Source organism: Bacteroides sp. 3_1_13 (assembly GCF_001185845.1).
Classification (GTDB): Bacteria; Bacteroidota; Bacteroidia; order Bacteroidales; family Bacteroidaceae; genus Bacteroides; species Bacteroides xylanisolvens.
In genome coordinates this window covers 2,254,615-2,271,597 of sequence record NZ_KQ236956.1, presented here as the reverse complement: position 1 = coordinate 2,271,597, position 16,983 = coordinate 2,254,615, and the positions used below count along the sequence as shown (strand labels likewise).

Here is a 16,983-nt window from a genome sequence, read left to right as displayed (position 1 = left end):
ACATCGATAAAGTTCATCATTCCGTACGGAATACGTTTGCGCTTTACTGGTTGGTTCATAACTCTTTCATTTTCTCACAAAAGTAACAATAAAAAATGAATATTGATGGATGGCAGTTATATAAATGATAGAATATCTTTGGAACTATCCGGGTGGTAATAGTGAGAATACTTGTATCTTTATTGTCGAATAAATTAATAAATTGAGAAATGTTGAAAGTAGTAACATTTATGAAGCAGGTAGCCATGGGGCTACAGGTGGAGGGAAACTTCGGTACTGCGCATGTTTATCGTAGCAGTCTGAATGCCATCATTGCTTATTGTGGGGAAGAAGATTTGCTTTTTAGTGAAGTAACTTCGGAGTGGCTGAAGGGATTCGAAGTTTACCTTCGCAGTCGTGGTTGTAGCTGGAACACCGTTTCCACTTATCTGCGTACGTTTCGTGCGGTTTACAATCGTGCTGTTGATCTTGGGAAAGCTCCTTATGTGCCTCATCTGTTCCGTTCTGTTTATACCGGTACTCGTGCCGATCATAAACGTGCGTTGTGTGATGACGATATGAAGAAGGTGTTTGCAAAATTATCTCGTACGTCAGGTGTGCCATTTGCTGTATGTCAGGCGCAAGAGTTGTTCATTCTGATGTTTTCGCTTCGTGGTATGCCGTTTGTCGATCTCGCTTATTTGCGTAAGAGTGATTTGCGTGATAACGTAATAACGTATCGCAGACGTAAGACAGGACGACCATTGTCGGTGACATTGACTCCCGAAGCGATGATCCTGGTGAAGAAGTATATGAATCGTGATCCTTCTTCTCCTTATTTATTTCCGTTGTTGAAAAGCCGTGAAGGAACTAAAGAGGCGTATCGCGAATATCAGTTGGCATTGCGCAGCTTTAACCAACAGTTGATGTTGCTAGGTGAATTATTGGGATTATCCGATAAGTTGAGCTCGTATACTGCCCGCCATACCTGGGCTACGACAGCTTATTATTGTGAAATCCATCCGGGCATTATTTCCGAAGCGATGGGACATTCGTCTATCACTGTGACGGAGACTTATCTGAAACCTTTCCGGAGTAAGAAAATTGATGAAGCAAATAGACAAGTTCTTGACTTTGTGAAACGCTCTGTTGTGGGTGTAAACGCTTGAAAATTACTCTGTTACTTTGTAGGTAACGGGAATGAATATCGGTGCAAATATGAGCATATTTCTTAAAACAACCAAACGAAATCATACATTTTTTCTAATAAACTACTCAAAATAGGAATTAACCAAATAAAACACGCGGATTCTTTGTATTAGGGCTTTGTTAACTTCTAAATTTTTGCAAAAGATCTCCTTCCCTCTACTGCCTTTCAGAAGCAGGGGTAAAAAAGTTTCATTGCTTATCGTATCATTTTTCAGTATTGACTACTCCCGAAGAGCAGGCACAAAGGTTTCTCCGTTACCTACAAAGTAACGGGTGGCTATTATTGAAACTTAGTGTTTAATAATATATTATTAATGTAATTTTTAAGTAGTTATGAAGAAAAATTTTGTTAGGGTAATGCTTTTCGGGGCATTGACGCTTACAGTCAGTACAGTGGTGACAAGCTGTAAGGACTACGATGATGATATTAAAGGCTTGCAGGAGCAGGTCGATAAAATCACATCAACCAGTCCGGTAAGTACAGAAGACATGAAGAACGCAGTTGAAAAGGCAAAACAGGATTTGCAGACACAACTGAATGACTTGAGCGCACTTGTGGAAAATCCGGATGGTGAAAAAACTTTGAAAGAAAAAATCGCTGCACTGGAACAAGCTTTGGCAGATGCCACAGGCGATAAAGCTAAAGATTTGGCAACAAGATTGGCAGATCTTCAAAATCAACTGACCACTCTGCAAAAGATTCTCAAAGGTGAGGATGGTGTCAGTGGTTTGGAAAAGATGATTGAAGAACTAGAGAATGTTAAAACCGTATTATCTGAACTGATTGCAGCAGAACAGGCATACATTACATCTGGTAAAAAGGATGCAAGTGCTTACGAAAGTACCAGTTTTGGGGCTTATGTAAACCAAGCTATCATAAATGCCCTTCAACACGAGGGAGACGACACTTCTAAATGGGGGGAAATAGCTCAATACGTAACAGAAGCTGTTCAGAAAGGTATTTCTACAGAGTTGAGTGGTATTAACAATTACCTGACTGCCCAGTACGGAGTGAAAACGACTTTGGAAACATTCGTGAAAGATGTTTATGAGAAGCTCTTTAGTGAAGAAGCCATCGGGAAACAAACTCAACTGGATAATCTTTTAGATGCTATCAATGCTTATGTAAGTACTGAAGAGGGTGCCGATTATAAGAGTTATGCGGATATTATCAAGCAAATTGATGATACGAAAAAACAATTGGCAGCACTCGAATTACCTGCAACAGGTACATTTAGCCAGGCGGTTAAAGATATTATAAGGAGCGAATCCGAACAAGTTGGCGGTGTTATAAAAGGCCTTGAATCCAGACTTGATGCTGAAATCAAAGCTATCAAAGGTATGATTCAAAGCATCGTTTACATTCCGGAGTCTGCTGACAGAACTGTTAACTTCAATACTTTCTATGTGAAGTATGGTAATGCAGGTAATGCAGACGATTGGAGTCCTGTACTCAATGCTAACGAAGTGAAAGTGAATTTCCGTGTATCACCGCAATCTGCCGTTGCTGAATTGATTAAAGGCGAGGAAGGAAAATACTTGATTGCTGCCGACTATCACCAATTGACTCGTGCAACTGGTACGCACTTTGCGATTAAAAAGATAGAAGCTGTAACGGGCGAACCTAATGTAATCGCAGTTACTTTGGATGCCAGTACTGCTGATAAAAGCTATGCGGTAGCACTTACAGTAAAGGATAAAGGTGAAACAACCTTGAATGATATTACTTCAGACTACTTTGCTGCTGTGAAGGAGAATATGTATATTGAAGAGGTTGAATGGGAATCAGTAAATGCAGCTGCAAGTGAAGTGGCTAAAAATGCAAGTATTGATTATAAGGCAACAGGTTCTTATTATAAGATGACAGTGAAATCATCAATCAATGCTGGTACTGGAGCTACTGAAGGACAAGCTTTGACTAAGACTAAGCCCGAAGAATTCGGTATCTCTGTAGATAATCTGTTCAGTGTGACTTTCAATGTAACTGGTGCTGGTACAAGTAGCTTTACAATGAATGGCGAGACTGGTGTATTAAAAGGCAATGCCGATGGAACACTAGGCAATCAATGTCAGGCAACGTCTACTGTAAAAGCGAAAGCGCCTGCGGGTGTAACAGGTGATAAATCATTCACACAGAAGACTTACAGCGGAACAGTTACATTGATCGATATACAAGCTCCAACAACTATTGAACTTGCTGATCCGGATGCTCCACTTGTTTGGCATAGCACTAAACAAGAACTTGCATTGGATGGCGAGAAGATTAATGCGATTAAGACAGCTTTGGGTGGTATTAGTGATTTCAGTGGATGTACATTTGAACGTATTGCTCCAGCTGATGCAGTAGCAGCATCTGCCGTTCCTGTTGTGGCAACTCCGGATATTAAATTTAATAAAAATGCTGGTAATAATCTTGTATTGGAGGTTCCTGCAGGTGCCACTTATACAGGTAAGGTGACTACCAAGATTACAAATACTGCTGGTCATATTAGTATTGTATTATCAACAGATGTAGATATTAAGTATCCTGCAGAAGCTGATCTTACATTGGCTAACTCAAATGCTTGGGATGGAACCAAGGCTGTATTGAATCTGGTGGAAACAGGTAGTAGTCCAGTAACTGCAGTGACTGCCGAAAGAGATCTGACAGAACTCTTCACTAACTATACGGATTTTGTTGGTAATGGAAGTAATGGTACATTCACTTCTCTTGGTGGAAAATTTGAATTCTCTGTTGTAGGTGACACTCCTAGTGGTGTAACTCTTGGTGCAACTTCTGGTACGCTTTCAGTAGAGAAAACTTATAACGGTGATGCTGCTGGCTTTAGCGTAAAAGTAGAAGCAAAATGTGGAGAGAAAGTTATTTCTACCAAAACAATTCCTGTTGTATTCAATACTGCTAAAATGAACGGTACATTTGATTACAAGGTTGATACAGAAGATAAAGACAAGCTGGCATTTGATGTATCTTCTGCTACAGAAAGAGGAAATGGTGTTGATGTCTCAAGCGCATTAGTATGGAAAGATGCTTCAGATCGTCAGCTTTGGCCTTCTACTGGTGCTTCCGATGCCTATGACAGCTCTGACGGTGCAACTATATTTGGTTTCACTGTAGCATTTGAATTGGTAGCTGGTGAAGATAATGATAACTTTACTCTGGACGGCACAACCGGCAAGCTTACATTGAAGAACCCGAATGCTACCCAGAATCATAAGGCTATGACAGTCAAAGTAAAGGCTATTCCTACTTCTCCATGGGGAACGGTAGAGGCTAAAGTAGTGACTGTTACAGTTGCCGAATGGGTAGACTAATAGGATAGAGAATCTCATAATATATTATATATTGAGAAAAAACAAATAAACCCATTCTTCACTTGTGTGTGAAGATATTTTTACCCCAGAACAAAGCGAAGGACACAGCTTGTGAAAGTCCATCCTTCCATCTTTGTTCTTATTTAAAAAAAGGGATGCCTCCCACATTTCCCACAGGTATCCCTTTTTATTTTTACTCTCGGAGCGTCTTTTTGTTGTACTAGAATTAAATTGCTAGTCCCCCATTTCCCTATAGGTAAAGGAGGCGTTCCCAAGATGCAGAAAACCCGGGCTTGCGAAAGTCCGGGTTTTCTTGATTAATAACCAATAACAATTAACCAATAACAACTAATAATAGAGTATGTAAATGAAAAAAGAAACCTATTCTTTATCCCACTCCTTGCTCGCTTCAAAACAAGGACAAGCCTTGATCCATTCTTCCGGTTCAATCTCACCGTCTCCGTCAAGATCAGGACTAAGATCACGATGTCCGCAGACACGGCATCCCGGAAAATCCTTTAATAAAGTCAGGATAAGAACCCGTAGCGAGTGTTTCTGCCAACAAGTGCGCGTGTCTTTCGGCTGTCCCATGCAGTCCAGTCCGCCTTCGTAGCAGATACCGATACTTTCCCGGTTGAAACCACGGCTATGCGCACCGATCCGTTCTAACGGACGGGTAGACTTAATATCCCCGTTCTTACGAATATAAAAATGATAACCCACACCATTGAAGCCGCGGCGGCGATGACAAACGTCCAAATCATGTTCGGTGAAAGATTTATCCTCGCGGGTAGCGGAGCAATGCACGACAATCAGATTAATAGTTCTCATGCGTTAGGCAGGTATTAAAGAAGTGGATGATGATGCGGATTCGGAACCATTGTTGCGCTGAATACACTCTTTATTGACACACTGTAAAGTGACAGCTTCCGAAAGTTTGCCTTTTAATGAAAAAATCTCCGAGTGCATTTCCTTCACACGGTCGCTCAAATCGAAATAATCCTTGAGCACCTTTTCGAGCTGTTTCATAAGGAAGCCATACTGCTCTTTCACTAGTTCGCTGAACTCTTTGACGTCCTGCATCATTTGCTGACGTTTTTTGCGACCTCCGAAAAAAGGGAGGATGGCTGTAATAATATCAATGATTTTGTCTAACATCTTTCTTGAATTAAAGATTAAAAATTAAAGATTGAGAATTGAGAATTAAAAAATAAGAGAAACTAAAAATAGGAAAACTAAAAAACACGAGAATGAAAGAAAATGGAGAAATAAAGAAAATGAGAAAATGCGGGAAAGAGAAAAACAGAAAAACAGCAACCACATGGCAAGGAACCATACATGGATCAGTTCCTGAAACCATGTGATACTGTTTTTTCTAAGGATGAAGTTTCATTCTGCCAAAGAAGATAGAGCGGGCAGCCTATTTACGCTGCTGGATCCGGTGCTTCTCCACCGCCCGGTTTATTGCCCCCCGAACCGCTGCCGGAATCATCGTCCGAACCACCGTTTCCGGAATCGCTTCCATCGCCCTTTCCGCCCAGGACGAAGTTCACGTTGTTTTCGCTTCGTGTACTCGTATGGCTCGAATTCATCAGCTTCAACGCTTTGTCGGCAACAAAGCGGACATTGACACGGCGGATGCTGCGCACCGTACAATCTTTCATAGTCTCCGTACCGTCACTAGTCAGCGTGATGTGGAACGTACCCAATCCGTCAATCTTCACCTTGTCGCCCTGGGTGAGCGACAGACGCAACTGTTCCACAAATGCCTCGATGGTGTGTTTCACATCTCCGGCAGTCAGTGACGATTTACTTTCGATGGCGGTAGCCATCGTATCAACGTCCATCACTCTTACATTGCCCGATTTCTGACGTATGTAATACAGTAACGGAGCATCCTCCTGATTTACATACTTTCTGCGCTGATAGCGTTCTACTAATACATCCATAAATTTGAAAAGTTAAGGTTTAAGTGAATAATTATATCTTTTCTTTTTGATACTACAAATATACAAAATCAGAGAGGAGAAGTCAAGTAAATATGGTTTTATTTTCTCTGATAATATAAAAAGTTTTATACCGTATATGTATCAATACTATTTTGATAAAATGTCTTGATTATTTATACAATAGATCGTTTTATTTAGCATGTTTTTCCAAATATTCCAATGGCGGAACATAGTCATATATTTTTGTCATCGACGGATTATGTCCGAAATATACATTCCCAGTCTCTCCATTACGCTGCTTGGCAACGATAACCACCCCCAGTCCTTCTGTCGGGTAACCGCTTTCCCGGTCGGTGACGACGCGTTGCATGGCCGGTCGGTAAAGCAACATCACGACGTCCGCATCCTGTTCGATAGCTCCGCTCTCGCGCAGGTGTGCCAGTTCCGGACGTCCTCCGGGGCGATTCTCCGACTCGCGGTTCAGCTGACTAAGCAGTATGACGGGAATATGCAGCTCCTTGGCCAGCAACTTGGCTTTCCGGGTGGCTTGTGCCACTTCCTGTTCGCGGTTGCGGTTGGCCTGCTTGGTAGTCATGTCGCAGAGTTGCAGGTAGTCGATAATAATTGCGTCACACTGATTGCGGCTCTTCAGTAGCCGGGCACTTGAGCGAATGTGATCCATGCTGACAGAAGTGCTGTCGTCCACGTAGATGGGGAGTCCCGACAGTTCTGAAGCTGCGGTGTGGGCATTTTCCATCTCTTGTGAGGTAGGTATTCCGTTTCTCCACCGGTAAGGATTAATGTTGCTTGCTGCTGCCAGCCATCGGTCGGCAAGGCGTTCCCCTTGCATCTCAAGACTGTAGACGGCCACCGTATTGCCCGCCATTGCCGCGCTGCGTGCCAGGTGCAGGGCAAAAGCCGTTTTACCTACGGAAGGCCGTGCGGCTATCACTATCAGATCGCTATCCTGCAAACCGCCTGTTTTCTGGTCGAGTTCGGTCAGTCCGGTGGGGATGCCGGTGACGCCGTTCACGCTTTTGGCAATACGCAATTCAGCTTCTTTCAGTGTGTCGGTCATTAGGGTGTCCATGCAGCGCATGTGGTCGTGGTGGCCGGATTCGCCTTCGAGACGGTCGAGCAGGTTGTGCGCGTCGATGAGGGTGTCGTCGATGTCGATTGTTTCATCCATGGCGCAGGTGAGGAGTTTGTTGAAGCCGACTACGGCTTCGCGTGCCAGATATTTCTGGTGGACGATTTGCGCGTGATACTCGATGTGGGCGGAGGAAGCTACCCGGCTGCTTAGTTGTACGATGGTATACGGCCCGCCTATCTTTTCGAGCACTCCGCGACGGGTGAGCTCTTCTTTGACGGTGAGAATATCTATCTTTTTGTTTGCCTGATACATAGCTATCAAGGCGGCGAAGATCAGCTGATGATGATCGTCGTAGAACATTTCGGGACGTAGCTTGTCGGCTACGAGTGGCAGGGCCTCCTGTTCTATCAGGCAGGCTCCGATGATGGCTTCTTCGAGTTCGCTGGCGTGTGGTTGCATTTCTTTTTGATGTTTTTTAGTCTATATATTCGTTTAAGAAGGCCTTGTCTTTCAGGTAGGTGGCGGCAAGGGGGATGAAACGTGTGTCGTTGGTGTGATAGTAGACTTCCTCGATGTGGTCGATGGCTGTCTGCTGTTCCTCTTTGGTGAGCTTGTCCCATTCGCGGCGGGCACGGGCGACGTACTGTTTGGGTTTTTGCATCGTTTCATGATATTTATCCCAGAAAACGTCGAACACTTCGGATTTTTCTTTCTTTTTTTCTTCGCGGGCTTCCGGAGAGATGCAGCCGGTCCAGAAATCATAGTTGTTGATATGAATGTGGAAGATTCCTTTCTGGTGCGGGATGATCTTGATAATGCCCTCTTCCTGGATTTTTTGAAAGAAGCGGAGGGTTTTGGATCGGCTCCATTGGAAGAGTTGGCTCCAGTGTTGCTGGCTGATGACGGATTCTCCGCGTTGGCATACGATGTCGATCTGCTGAATCTTGTACGTGGTTTCCGAGTAGTTGGCGTGTATCAGGACTTGGAGGAGCGCTTCCAGTTCTCCCGGCGCTTTGTCGTTTATCTGACGTTTTAACAGTGCTTTGGGAATCAGGATGTAGCCTTCGTGCAGGAGGTTGTTTGGAAGTTGTTTCATTGAGGCGTATTTTTATTTACTTGTTGTTGATTGCGGGTTATCCCCATTGTGCATACATTGTTGGATGCGGCTGCGAAGGTAGTGTATGAATGGCTGTTCGTGCAAATCTTTTTTGGCTGGAATGGAGGTGTTTTGAACGGTATGGTGGTATTTGGGCTGTATTGGGGGCTGTAGGACGGAAATAATGTTGTTCTGTGTGACACCGCGCGGGTGTAAAAGATGAGATTGGGGGAATGAATAGAAAAACAGAGGTTCTGTTGGGATGAAACAGAGCCTCTGTTTATTAGAAATAGAACCTCTGTTTGCCGTAAATAGAGGCTCTATTCGGGGACATGCGGCTTTCTTTTTGGTATTTTTTTTGACAAAAAATCGAACAGCCAAACGAACACCCCCTGAAGGTGGCTCAACTGCTTGTCTGTCATGCGTTTGCAACGCTCGAAAAAAAGTAGGCGAACCACCAACCGAACATATATAAATACTAAAATATAATAATCTATATAATATAGTTCGTTCAACACGTTTTTTCTGTGTTTTCGGAGGTGTCAGGATGCAGTAAATCTTTACTTATGGGTGATGCGCTAACGTAGGATTATTTTTTCCGGTCCCCAGGTCATGAAAAGGATCTGCTGTTGCTTCGGACTTAGACGTGTTGTTTCGTGTACGTAGTGTGCGGCTTTTAATTCGTCGAAGAGCAGTTTGTCGAGTTCTATTTCGTTTCTCATTCTTTTGCTGGCTGTGTCAGCGTTAGAATATTCGGGAAAATACTCCTGCGCTACGGCAGAGAAGGTTTTAAAACCATTGATAACCCATTCTCGTTCTTCCATTTCTTCTTCGTTTTCGTTTGAAGTCTTCATTTGTGTAAAATTAAATTGTTTATTAATGCAACACTTCTTGTGTTGACTTTGCAAAGTTAATGAAAATATATTTGTTGTGATAAAATAATCGATTTATTTTATTATCATATTTGATCTATGTAATAAAATATTGTATCTATTAAACTCCTTTTTTAAGCGTAGCTTTTTGTATCATAAAATTTGACTTGTTTTGTATTGATATATTTGCTAAACTTTTTTTCTTCTATACGCGTCTCAAATTAAATCGTATATTTGCGAAAAGAATCAAGATTGGGAATTATGAACGAAAACGTCTTAGCTAAACTGAAGATACTTGCGGAATCTGCCAAGTACGATGTTTCCTGTTCTTCCAGTGGTACGGTGCGCTCCAATAAGCCGGGCACGCTGGGGAACACTGTCGGAGGATGGGGGATTTGCCACAGCTTTGCCGAGGACGGGCGGTGTATCTCGCTATTGAAAATCATGCTTACCAATTATTGTATCTACGACTGTGCCTACTGTATCAACCGGCGTAGCAACGATCTTCCCCGCGCCACATTTTCCGTTTCGGAATTGGTGGAACTGACGATGGAATTCTATCGTCGTAACTACATTGAAGGGTTGTTTCTTAGTTCCGGAGTGGTCCGCAATCCGGACTATACGATGGAGAGACTGGTGCGTGTAGCCAAAGATTTGCGGCAAGTGTACCGGTTTAACGGTTATATTCATCTCAAGAGTATTCCCGGTGCCAGTCGTGAATTGGTGAATGAGGCCGGGCTGTATGCCGACCGTTTGAGTGTCAACGTTGAAATTCCCAAAGAAGAAAACCTGAAACTCCTTGCACCGGAGAAAGATCATAAAAGTGTATTTGCTCCGATGAAATACATTCAGCAAGGTGTGTTGGAGAGTAAGGAAGAGCGGCAGAAGTTCCGCCATGCACCCCGTTTCGCGCCTGCGGGACAAAGTACCCAGGTGATTGTAGGCGCTACCTCCGAGTCGGATAAAGATATTCTTTTCCTTTCGTCGGCTCTTTACGGACGGCCGACCATGAAGCGTGTCTACTATTCGGGCTACGTTTCTGTGAATACATACGATAAACGTCTTCCGGCATTGAAGCAACCGCCTTTGGTACGTGAAAACCGGCTCTATCAGGCTGACTGGTTATTGCGCTTTTACCAATTCAAGGTGGACGAAATTGTGGATGATGCCTATCCGGATCTCGACCTTGAGATAGACCCGAAACTCTCGTGGGCTTTGCGCCATCCCGAACAGTTTCCTGTCGACATCAACAAAGCGGACTACGAAATGTTGCTCCGTGTGCCGGGAGTGGGAGTGAAGTCGGCGAAGTTGATTGTCGCCTCCCGCCGTTTTTCGCGACTGGGTTTTTATGAACTGAAGAAGATAGGAGTGGTGATGAAGAAGGCGCAATATTTCATCACCTGCAAAGAACTGCCTCTCCAAATGCTGACTGTGAACGAACTTTCGCCGCAACGGGTACGTAGCTTATTGCTCCCAAAACCAAAAAAGAAAGTGGATGAACGCCAATTACGACTTGATTTCTGATTTATGATTTATGAATTCTGATTAAACGAATTACTAAGTATGTTAATTAGCTTATATAATAATTTAGGTACGGATTACATGGATTACACGGTTTTTAGTGTTGTCATTGCTGCAAAGAATCCGCATTAATCCCTGTAATCCGTGCCTAAAAATAAATCATAACCCGGAAATCATAAATCATAACCCATAAATCATAAATCATAACCCATAAATCATAAATCATAAATCATAAATCTTGAAATTTTTCGTTTACGATAAAAGCTTTGATGGTCTGCTGACTGCTGTGTTCGACGCCTATTTTCGCAAGACCTTTCCCGATGATTTGTTGTCGGAAGGAGATGCTTTGCCCTTATTTTATGATGAGTTGCATACCGTAGTTACCGATGAAGAGAAGGCAGGGCGTGTGTGGCGGGGATTGCAGAAGAAAGTCTCTGTATCTGCTTTGGGCTGCCTCACACAAAGTTGGCTGTCGGAGCTTCCGGAGGTAGGGATGCTCATTTTTCGTTATATCCGTAAAGCGATTGACTCACCCTGTTCCATCGAAACCAATTTTGGCGATCCGGATGTTTTGCGATTGGCGCAAATATGGAAGAAAGTGGATGGCGAACGTGTGCACCTGATGCAGTTTGTCCGTTTTCAGAAAGCTGCGGATGGTACATTCTTTGCGGCTTTCGAACCGCAGTATAATGCGCTTCCTCTTACCGTCCACCATTTCAAAGACCGTTTTGCCGATCAGAAGTGGATTATCTACGACATGAAACGCCGTTATGGTTTTTATTATGACTTGCAGGAGGTGACAACCATTTCGTTTGATGATGACAGCCGTGAATCCCATCTGATTACGGGGATGCTGGATGAAAGTCTGATGGACAAGGATGAGAAACTTTTTCAACAACTCTGGAAAACTTATTTCAAGGCCATTTGTATCAAAGAACGTATGAATCCGAGAAAGCACAGGCAGGATATGCCTGTACGTTATTGGAAGTATCTGACGGAAAAGCAGAAATAGGTTTTCATCTCTTTATATTTTAGAATTAAAATACTCCTCCTTGTTTCTTCTGCTTTTCTTGTCTCTATTGTTTTTTTGTAAAGGGACTTATTCAATTCGCTGCACTGTTACCTCCGGAAACTCCTGTATCAATGAAAGCAAATGTCCTTCATCGTTATTTCGTTTCGACTTGATGACCATACTCACCTGATAAAACTCTGCTTCACCCTTATGCAACGTTTCCATCTCGTAAGAGACTATCAGGTAGTCTTTAGAGTTGAATCTGTCCGCTATCTGTTTCAGAGTGTCTTTGTTGGAAGTAGAGAAAGAAACCATCGAGCTTTTCATTCCGATGCTTTTAAACAGGTAACTAAGTAATTCCAGTCCGATGAGGGTCAATACCATGGCAGCAATGCCGATGGTGTACATTCCTGCGCCTACTGCCAGTCCGATACCGGCAGTTGCCCAGATTCCTGCAGCGGTAGTCAGTCCGCGTACAATCTGCTTTTGGAAGATGATGGTTCCCGCACCGATAAATCCGATGCCACTGACGACTTGAGCCGCCACACGACTGGGGTCGAGCGTGACACTGCTTTCTTTTATAATCTCCTGAAACCCGTATTGGGAAACAATCATAATCAGGGCACTGCCTAGTGATACGAGGAAATGAGTACGGTATCCGGCTTCTTTGGCACGGTATTCACGGTCCAGTCCGATGATCGCCCCCAGTATGCCGGCGACCAATAAACGAATGACGAAATCTATGTTCAACATCATGTGTTCAATCTCCTTTCTGTTTTTTTATTGTTTGTGGAAAAATACTTGGAACTATAAATATACAATTATTTCTCTTTTATGGATCAATCATTTAGTAATATTTGAACGTATTCGATCTATTTTATCGTATATTCGCAGACTCAAATGAATGTTTAACCCTGTGATTGAGTGAATAATGAAGAAAAGATTTTTTTATATAATCAGCTTTCTGCTGATCTTTTGCATCGAGGTATTGATAGCTTTATATGTGCGTGACAATTTCATACGTCCTTATGTCGGAGATATGCTGGTGGTAGTGCTGGTGTATAGTTTTGTGAGGATATTTCTCCCGACAGGAATTCCGCGGATGCCGTTTTATGTATTTCTTTTTGCCTGTTTTGTGGAAGTGCTGCAATACTTCCAGTTGGTGGAAACATTGGGGATCACGAACCGTGCAGCCAGAATCATTCTGGGCTCTACGTTCGATTGGGCGGACATAGCTTGTTATGCGGTAGGATGTGTGTTTATTGTTTTATTCGAGCGTTTCTTTCAGCATAAGTCGTAAAATTTATTTCTTTTCCACGTCTGTTTCGGACGGATTCAGATGATGTCCGCAATATTTGCAAAACTCGGCATTGTCTTCGTGTCCGGAGCGATGGCAGTTGGGACATTCTTTGTCTCTTCTGCGTTTGTAGTCTTTCATCATGGAGGCGGATACGATCCCTGTCGGTACGGCAATAATTGTGTAACCGATTAGCATGACACAGGCGGAAAGGAACTTCCCAAGACCGGTGACGGGGGTGATGTCTCCATAGCCTACGGTAGTCATGGTGACGATAGCCCAGTAAATGCTGTTCGGGATGTTGTTGAACTGGGAGTTGGGTTGTGTTCCTTCAATCATATACATCAGCGTGCCGATGGAAGTCACCAGGATGACGACAAATAAGAAGAATACCGCAATCTTCTTGCTGCTTTCGCGTAAGGCGGTGAGCAGTCGTTCGCCCTCATTCAGAAAGTTGAAGAGCTTGAAGACACGGAATACCCGTATCAGGCGGAAAGCACGGATGATGAGCAGATAGCGTGCACCGGGGAAGAGCAGGCCGATGTAGAGCGGAAGGGTGGCTAGCAAGTCTACGATTCCGAAGAAGCTAAATATGTATTTCCGGGGACGGGGCGAGCAGTAGATTCTTGTCAGGTACTCGAAAGTGAAGAAAGCGGTGAAAAGGTACTCCATAATGACGAACGGAGTCGTCAGAAAGCTGGGAAGTCCTTTCAGGCTTTCGATGATGACAAGCAGTACGCTAATCAGAATACAGCCGATCAGAATCACGTCGAACAGTTTCCCGGCGGGAGTGTCCGATTCGAAGATGATGACGTACAACTTTCGTTTCAGTTTTTCGTCATGTAAAAAACGATGGATTCTTTCTTTCAGTTTCATACTAACAGTTCATACTAAATGCTATTTGGACGTTCCTCCGGCATCTTCTTGTAGAAAGAGGTTGTTTGGCTGTGAATGGGCAGTGCAAACTCCGTTTTCCGCTATGAGAAGAGGTTGGGGGGAGAGGATTTTCAGTCAATGACCCATTGTTTATTATAAGCCTCTGTTTTTTTCGGATCGTAATACATACCTTCTTGTGTGGGAATATAGAGGGTGTATGTCTTTCCGGTCTTGTTCCTTAATGAGGTGTCGCGCAGCCAGGGGTTGGCATCACGGAGTTGTGCGTATGTGATACCTTGTGATTTGGCATAATCATTCAAATCATTGATGCTAGTGGAGACGGTCACCTTTTTGTAGGGAATGGGCGGATACAGATGTTCCCGCTTCAACAGAAACCCGTAACGTTGCGGGTTGTTGAATATCTCTTTGGCTGCCAATATGCGGAACATATAACGGGAAGTTTCTTCTACCAGCCATAAGTCCATGGCATGACTTGCCAGTTGTTTGTCGAGTTGGGAGGAGATACGTCCCTGTCCGGCATTGTAGGCGGCGGAGACAGCCATCCAGTCTCCATATTTGGCATACGCTTGTTTGAAATATTTGCAGGCGGCTACGGTTGCTTTTTCAATGTGGTAGCGTTCGTCTACGTTGTCGTTCACTTCCAGTCCGAATTCCCGTCCGGTGGCGGGCATAAACTGCCACAGCCCTGCTGCTCCTGCCGGAGAGCGGGCGATGTTGTTCAGGTTACTTTCGATTACCATCAGGTATTTGAAGTCGTCGGGGATGCCGTTGGCTTTCAGTATCGGTTCTATGATGGGGAAGTACCGGTTGGCACGTTTTATCAGTAGCATGGTGGTGGAATGCATATAGGTGAAAGCCATCATCTCACGATCCATCCGTTCGCGGCGGTCATAGCGGCGGAGGTCAATGGTTTCTCCGTCAAAAGTAACCTGGGCGGGAACAGTGGGCGAGGTGACGCAATAAGGAACTTCCGATTTGGCGGAATGTTGTTCGGTCACCTGGCTGCTGCCTGTCAATACAGGAATGGATGCGCCGATGCAAAATACTAATATGAGCGTAAGAATATAGTTGATTTTAGTTTGTTTCTTCATTTATTTATTTCATTATTTCAATTAATACCATTCAGTTTCTTGTTCAGACTTTGTCGGACTGTTCACATACTTGCCATTCTCTCCAAACAGATCGCTTTCTGTATTCCGTCCGCCCTGTTTGTAGATGCCGTTCATCGTCTCCTTTATTTGATAGAACAAATTTTCTCTCTCTTTGTCAGTCTGTTCAGAGATTTTTTTCTTTCAGTATTAAAGTCTGCCTTGCAAAGATAGCCCCATTTTGTTTTTTTCAAAGAACTTTTCTTGCATTTTATACGTTTTTCTAATAGAGTTAAAATAAATAATGAATCAAGATGAATATAGCAATGACCGGAGCTACCGGATATATAGGTAAACATCTTTCCAATTATCTCACAGAAAAGGGCGGACACCGGATTATTCCCTTGGGAAGATCGATGTTCCGCGAAGGTATGTCCGGACATTTGATTCAGACATTGACGCATTGCGACGTAATCATCAACCTGGCTGGCGCACCCATCAATAAGCGTTGGACACCGGAGTACAAACAGGAATTGTTCAACAGCCGCATTGTGGTAACGCACCGTATTATCCGTGCGTTAAATGCCGTCAAGACAAAACCGAAACTGATGATTTCAGCTTCCGCCGTGGGCTATTATCCTCCGGAAGTGGAAGCGGACGAATATACCCGTACCCGCGGCGACGGTTTTCTTTCCGATCTCTGTTATGCATGGGAGAAAGAAGCCAAACACTGTCCCCAACCTACCCGGCTCGTCATTACACGCTTTGGCGTAGTGCTTTCTCCGGATGGGGGAGCGATGCAGCAGATGCTTCGTCCTTTGCAAGTCACGAAGGTAGCTACCGCCATCGGTCCCGGCACCCAGTCTTTCCCGTGGATAGCCATGCACGACCTTTGCCGTGCCATGGAGTTTTTTATTGCCCATGAAGAAACGCGGGGTGTGTATAATCTGGTCGCTCCGCAACAGATTTCGCAATATTCTTTTACCCGTGAGATGGGAAAAGCTTATCAGGCATGGACAACGATTATTGCTCCGCAGCGGGTTTTCCGTATATTTTACGGTGAAGCGGCTTCTTTCCTTACAGCCGGTCAGAAAGTCCGTCCGACACGTCTGACGGAAGCCGGGTTTCGTTTTTCCATCCCTACTGTCGAACGTCTTTTTAAAGGTACGGATCACACCACGGTCTCCTCTCTCGACCTGAACCGATATATGGGACTTTGGTACGAAATAGCCCGCTACGAGAACCGTTTCGAACACGGACTGGTAGATGTCACGGCCACTTACACGCTTCGTCCCGACGGTACGATTCGTGTGGAGAACCGGGGATGCAAGCGCAATTCTCCTTACGATATCTGCAAGACTGCCAACGGACACGCCAAGATACCCGATCCCGCGCAACCGGGTAAACTGAAAGTCTCTTTCTTCCTTAATTTCTACTCTGATTATTACATATTGGAGCTGGATGAAGAGAATTACAACTATGCCCTTGTAGGCAGCAGCACCGATAAATATCTCTGGATACTAAGCCGCGCGCCGCAACTGCCCGAGGAAATCAAAAAGAAACTCGTCACCGCTGCCGAACGCCGCGGTTACGATACCAACCGGTTGCAATGGATAGAACAATTTTGATTATAAATATGCTTTTATAATTAGTTTATA

The 16,983-nt window shown here is 44.0% G+C and carries 15 protein-coding genes; 6 read left to right on the top strand and 9 right to left on the bottom strand.

Annotated elements, in window-relative coordinates; translation table 11 throughout:
• The first annotated feature begins 209 nt into the window (after positions 1-209).
• Both HMPREF9009_RS21690 and HMPREF9009_RS21685 read left to right on the top strand, forming a co-directional pair.
• Positions 210-1,148, top strand: a complete 939-nt coding sequence (locus tag HMPREF9009_RS21690; protein WP_049703245.1) for a tyrosine-type recombinase/integrase — start codon at positions 210-212, stop codon at positions 1,146-1,148.
• A 373-nt stretch (positions 1,149-1,521) separates the two neighbouring features.
• Positions 1,522-4,500, top strand: a complete 2,979-nt coding sequence (locus HMPREF9009_RS21685; protein WP_049703244.1) for a hypothetical protein — start codon at positions 1,522-1,524, stop codon at positions 4,498-4,500.
• Between the two features lie 381 nt (positions 4,501-4,881).
• On the opposite strand, the gene HMPREF9009_RS21680 is transcribed toward HMPREF9009_RS21685, so the two are convergent.
• The 6 genes from HMPREF9009_RS21680 to HMPREF9009_RS21655 form a co-directional block, all read right to left on the bottom strand.
• On the bottom strand, positions 4,882-5,331 hold the full coding sequence (locus HMPREF9009_RS21680) for an N-acetylmuramoyl-L-alanine amidase (protein ID WP_004314755.1): 450 nt from the start codon (positions 5,329-5,331) through the stop codon (positions 4,882-4,884).
• A 3-nt stretch (positions 5,332-5,334) separates the two neighbouring features.
• Positions 5,335-5,658, bottom strand: a complete 324-nt coding sequence (locus tag HMPREF9009_RS21675) for a hypothetical protein (RefSeq protein ID WP_004314756.1) — start codon at positions 5,656-5,658, stop codon at positions 5,335-5,337.
• A gap of 266 nt (positions 5,659-5,924) precedes the next feature.
• Positions 5,925-6,449 carry an HU family DNA-binding protein gene (locus HMPREF9009_RS21670; protein ID WP_008021096.1) on the bottom strand — a complete coding sequence of 175 codons (525 nt, stop codon included), beginning with the start codon at positions 6,447-6,449 and terminating at the stop codon, positions 5,925-5,927.
• A 190-nt stretch (positions 6,450-6,639) separates the two neighbouring features.
• Positions 6,640-8,001 (bottom strand): replicative DNA helicase, encoded by a 1,362-nt coding sequence (dnaB, locus tag HMPREF9009_RS21665; RefSeq protein ID WP_049703243.1) that lies wholly within the window; start codon positions 7,999-8,001, stop codon positions 6,640-6,642.
• A gap of 16 nt (positions 8,002-8,017) precedes the next feature.
• Positions 8,018-8,638, bottom strand: a complete 621-nt coding sequence (locus tag HMPREF9009_RS21660; protein WP_008644341.1) for a hypothetical protein — start codon at positions 8,636-8,638, stop codon at positions 8,018-8,020.
• A 578-nt stretch (positions 8,639-9,216) separates the two neighbouring features.
• Positions 9,217-9,492 carry a DUF4248 domain-containing protein gene (locus tag HMPREF9009_RS21655; RefSeq protein WP_008644351.1) on the bottom strand — a complete coding sequence of 92 codons (276 nt, stop codon included), beginning with the start codon at positions 9,490-9,492 and terminating at the stop codon, positions 9,217-9,219.
• Positions 9,493-9,771: 279 nt separating this feature from the next.
• Between HMPREF9009_RS21655 and HMPREF9009_RS21650 the strand changes: the two genes are divergently transcribed.
• A complete protein-coding gene (locus HMPREF9009_RS21650) occupies positions 9,772-11,034 on the top strand; it encodes a putative DNA modification/repair radical SAM protein (protein WP_015532529.1) in 1,263 nt (420 codons plus the stop codon).
• Between the two features lie 235 nt (positions 11,035-11,269).
• Entirely contained in the window at positions 11,270-12,043 is a 774-nt protein-coding gene (locus HMPREF9009_RS21645) for a TIGR03915 family putative DNA repair protein (RefSeq protein WP_049703242.1), read from the top strand.
• Between the two features lie 87 nt (positions 12,044-12,130).
• Here the strand turns inward: HMPREF9009_RS21645 and HMPREF9009_RS21640 are convergent, their stop codons facing one another.
• On the bottom strand, positions 12,131-12,799 hold the full coding sequence (locus HMPREF9009_RS21640; protein WP_004314765.1) for an MgtC/SapB family protein: 669 nt from the start codon (positions 12,797-12,799) through the stop codon (positions 12,131-12,133).
• A 175-nt stretch (positions 12,800-12,974) separates the two neighbouring features.
• Between HMPREF9009_RS21640 and HMPREF9009_RS21635 the strand changes: the two genes are divergently transcribed.
• Complete coding sequence (locus HMPREF9009_RS21635) at positions 12,975-13,343, top strand: ribosomal maturation YjgA family protein (RefSeq protein WP_049703241.1); 369 nt, start codon at positions 12,975-12,977, stop codon at positions 13,341-13,343.
• A 3-nt stretch (positions 13,344-13,346) separates the two neighbouring features.
• Here the strand turns inward: HMPREF9009_RS21635 and HMPREF9009_RS21630 are convergent, their stop codons facing one another.
• Entirely contained in the window at positions 13,347-14,216 is an 870-nt protein-coding gene (locus HMPREF9009_RS21630; protein WP_049703240.1) for an ion transporter, read from the bottom strand.
• 131 nt (positions 14,217-14,347) lie between these two features.
• Complete coding sequence (locus HMPREF9009_RS21625; RefSeq protein ID WP_008021109.1) at positions 14,348-15,328, bottom strand: lytic transglycosylase domain-containing protein; 981 nt, start codon at positions 15,326-15,328, stop codon at positions 14,348-14,350.
• A gap of 311 nt (positions 15,329-15,639) precedes the next feature.
• On the opposite strand from HMPREF9009_RS21625, the gene HMPREF9009_RS21620 reads away from it, so the two are divergent.
• Positions 15,640-16,953: a TIGR01777 family oxidoreductase gene (locus tag HMPREF9009_RS21620; RefSeq protein ID WP_049703239.1), complete on the top strand. Its 1,314-nt coding sequence runs from the start codon at positions 15,640-15,642 to the stop codon at positions 16,951-16,953.
• Positions 16,954-16,983: the final 30 nt, after the last annotated feature.